We start from the raw sequence: 2,475 nt of genomic DNA, 5'->3' as shown, positions 1-2,475 counted from the left end.
GGCCGAGCTGCGCGCAGCGGGCGAACGGGTCCGGCCCCGCACCGACGCGCGCGACGGGCTCACCCCGCAGGAGCTGCAGATCGCCGAGCTGGCCGCGGCCGGCCTGAGCAACCGGGAGATCGGTGAGCGGCTGTTCCTGTCGCACCGCACGATCAGCACCCATCTCTACCGCATCTTCCCGAAGCTGGGCATCACCTCCCGCACCGAGCTGAACCGCGCACTCCGGCCCGCTCTTACGTCAGGTGACGTATAGCTGCCCGCCGCCGGCCGGTCCTACGGTGAGGCCGAAGCGTGGCCCACCACGAAGGAGCAGCGCATGTCCGAGCATCCCGCGACCGTCATCCCGGCCCACACCCTCACCGACATCGCCGAGGTCAACGCGACCGGGCTGACCCCGGTCGTCTTCATCCACGGACTGTGGCTGCTGCCGAGCAGCTGGGACCGGTGGGCCGACGTCTTCCGGGCGGCCGGTTACGCCCCGATCACGCCCGGCTGGCCGGACGACCCGGAGACCGTGGCCGAGGCCAACGCGCACCCCGAGGTCTTCGCCGACAAGACTGTCGGGCAGGTCGCCGACCACTATGCCGAGGTCATCGGCAAGCTCGACAAGCAGCCGGCGGTGGTCGGCCACTCGTTCGGCGGGCTGCTCGCGCAGATCGTCGCGGGCCGGGGACTGTCGGCGGCGACCGTGGCGATCGACGCGGCCCCGTTCCGCGGGGTGCTGCCGCTGCCGATCTCGGCTCTGCGGTCGGCCGCGCCGGTGCTGACCAACCCGGCGAACAGGCACAAGGCCGTACCGCTGACCTACGACCAGTTCCGGTACGCGTTCGCCAACGCGGTCAGCGAGGAGGAGGCCCACGAGCTGTACGAGACGTACTGCGTGCCGGCGCCGGGTGCCCCGCTGTTCCAGGCGGCGACGGCCAACCTGAACCCGTGGACCGAGGTGAAGGTGGACACGGAGAACCCGTACCGCGGGCCCATGATGATCATCTCGGGCGAGAAGGACCACACCGTGCCGCGGTCGATCTCGGACGCCACTTACAAGCAGCAGCTGAAGAACCCGGGCATCACCGAGTTCGCCGAGATCCCCGGGCGCGGCCACGCACTGACCATCGACAGCGGCTGGCTGGAGGTCGCCCAGACCTCTCTGGCCTTCGTGGAGCGCCACACCGAACGCTGACCCGTCCCGCGGCGGCTCACAGCAGGCCGTGGCTCATCGCCCGGGTGACCGCGGCCGTGCGGTCGGCGACGTCCAGCTTCGCGAAGGCGCGCAGCAGGTGCGTCTTGACGGTGGCCTCGGTGATGAACAGCTCCCGGCCGATGTCGGCATTGGTCAGTCCCCGCGCCACCAGGCGCAGCACCTCGGTCTCCCGGGCGGAGAGCGCGGGCGGCGCGGGGCTGCGGACCTGCCGGACCAGGGTGGAGGCGACGCTGGGCGCGAGCACGGTCTCGCCGCGGGCGGCGGCCCGGACGCCCTCGGCCAGCTCCGCCGGCGAGGCGTCCTTGAGCAGATAACCCCCGGCACCGGCCTCGATCGCCCGCAGGATGTCACGATCCGACTCGTACGTGGTCAGCACCATCACCCGTACACCGGGCACAGTGGCCACGATCTGCGCGGTCGCCTCGACACCGTCGCCACCGGGCATCCGCAGGTCCATGAGCACGATGTCCGGCCGCAGCTCGGCGGCGAGCGCCACGCCCTCGGGCCCGGACGAAGCCTCACCGACGACGCTCAGGTCCGGCTCGGCCTCGAGCATGCCGCGAATGCCGTGCCGCACCACCGGATGATCGTCGACCAGAATCAACCGGATCACGCTGCCCGTCATGCCGGCACCTCCACTTCTACGAGGGTTCCCGTGTCCGGGTCGCTGTGCACGATGAGCGTGCCGTTCACCTGTTCGGCGCGGGCCCGCATGCCGGGTAGCCCGAAGCCGGTCGTGGCCGCGGTGTCGAATCCCCGGCCGTCGTCGCGCACCACGAGCCGGACGCTGTCCGCACCGAAGGCGAGCAGCACAGCCACCTCGTGGGCGTTCGCGTGGCGGCGGACGTTGGCCAGTGCTTCCTGGGCCGCGCGGAGCAGCACGACCTCCACGACGGTCGGCAACGCCCGGGTGTCGCCGGTGCGGCGGAAGGTCGCCGGGATGCCGGTCTCCTCGGCGAAACGGGTCGCCTGACGGCGTACCGCATCGGGCAGGGAGCCGGTCGCCAGCGCGGCCGGCGCCAGCGCCGCGACCAGGGCCCGCGACTCGGCCAGATTTTCCCGGGCGGTCCGCACGGCCAGCGCGAGCCGCTCGTCGGCCAGCGCCGGATCGGCCGCCTGGAGCAGGGTGATGATGCTGGTGAAGCCCTGGGCGAGGGTGTCGTGGATCTCGCCGGCGAGGGCGCCAGCGGCTATCTCGGCAGCGAGACGGCCCGGCTGGCGTCAACCACCGGCGCGCAGGTCACCGGCACCTCCACGACGGGCGCCGGCGGCTG

4 protein-coding genes are annotated in these 2,475 nt (G+C 72.2%); 2 read left to right on the top strand and 2 right to left on the bottom strand.

Translation table 11 applies throughout. The annotated features are described in order from the left end of the window. Together AB0C29_RS43365 and AB0C29_RS43360 are read left to right on the top strand one after the other, a co-directional pair. Window positions 1–253: helix-turn-helix transcriptional regulator (locus AB0C29_RS43365; RefSeq protein ID WP_360833484.1), on the top strand; the 253-nt coding region annotated here is incomplete at its 5' end. Window positions 254–316: 63 nt separating this feature from the next. Further along, entirely contained in the window at window positions 317–1,180 is an 864-nt protein-coding gene (locus AB0C29_RS43360; protein WP_360833482.1) for an alpha/beta hydrolase, read from the top strand. Between the two features lie 16 nt (window positions 1,181–1,196). Here the strand turns inward: AB0C29_RS43360 and AB0C29_RS43355 are convergent, their stop codons facing one another. Both AB0C29_RS43355 and AB0C29_RS43350 read right to left on the bottom strand, forming a co-directional pair. After that, on the bottom strand, window positions 1,197–1,814 hold the full coding sequence (locus AB0C29_RS43355) for a response regulator transcription factor (protein ID WP_360833488.1): 618 nt from the start codon (window positions 1,812–1,814) through the stop codon (window positions 1,197–1,199). Window positions 1,815–1,822: 8 nt separating this feature from the next. Continuing rightward, the gene (locus AB0C29_RS43350; RefSeq protein WP_360833486.1) at window positions 1,823–2,368 is read right to left on the bottom strand and encodes an ATP-binding protein; all 546 of its coding nucleotides are present in this window, start codon (window positions 2,366–2,368) and stop codon (window positions 1,823–1,825) included. Window positions 2,369–2,475 lie beyond the last annotated feature (107 nt).

The organism is Actinoplanes sp. NPDC048791, assembly GCF_040650095.1.
Taxonomy (GTDB): Bacteria; Actinomycetota; Actinomycetes; order Mycobacteriales; family Micromonosporaceae; genus Actinoplanes.
Note: the sequence above shows the minus strand (reverse complement) of the source record. Positions and strands in the feature narration are given on the sequence as shown.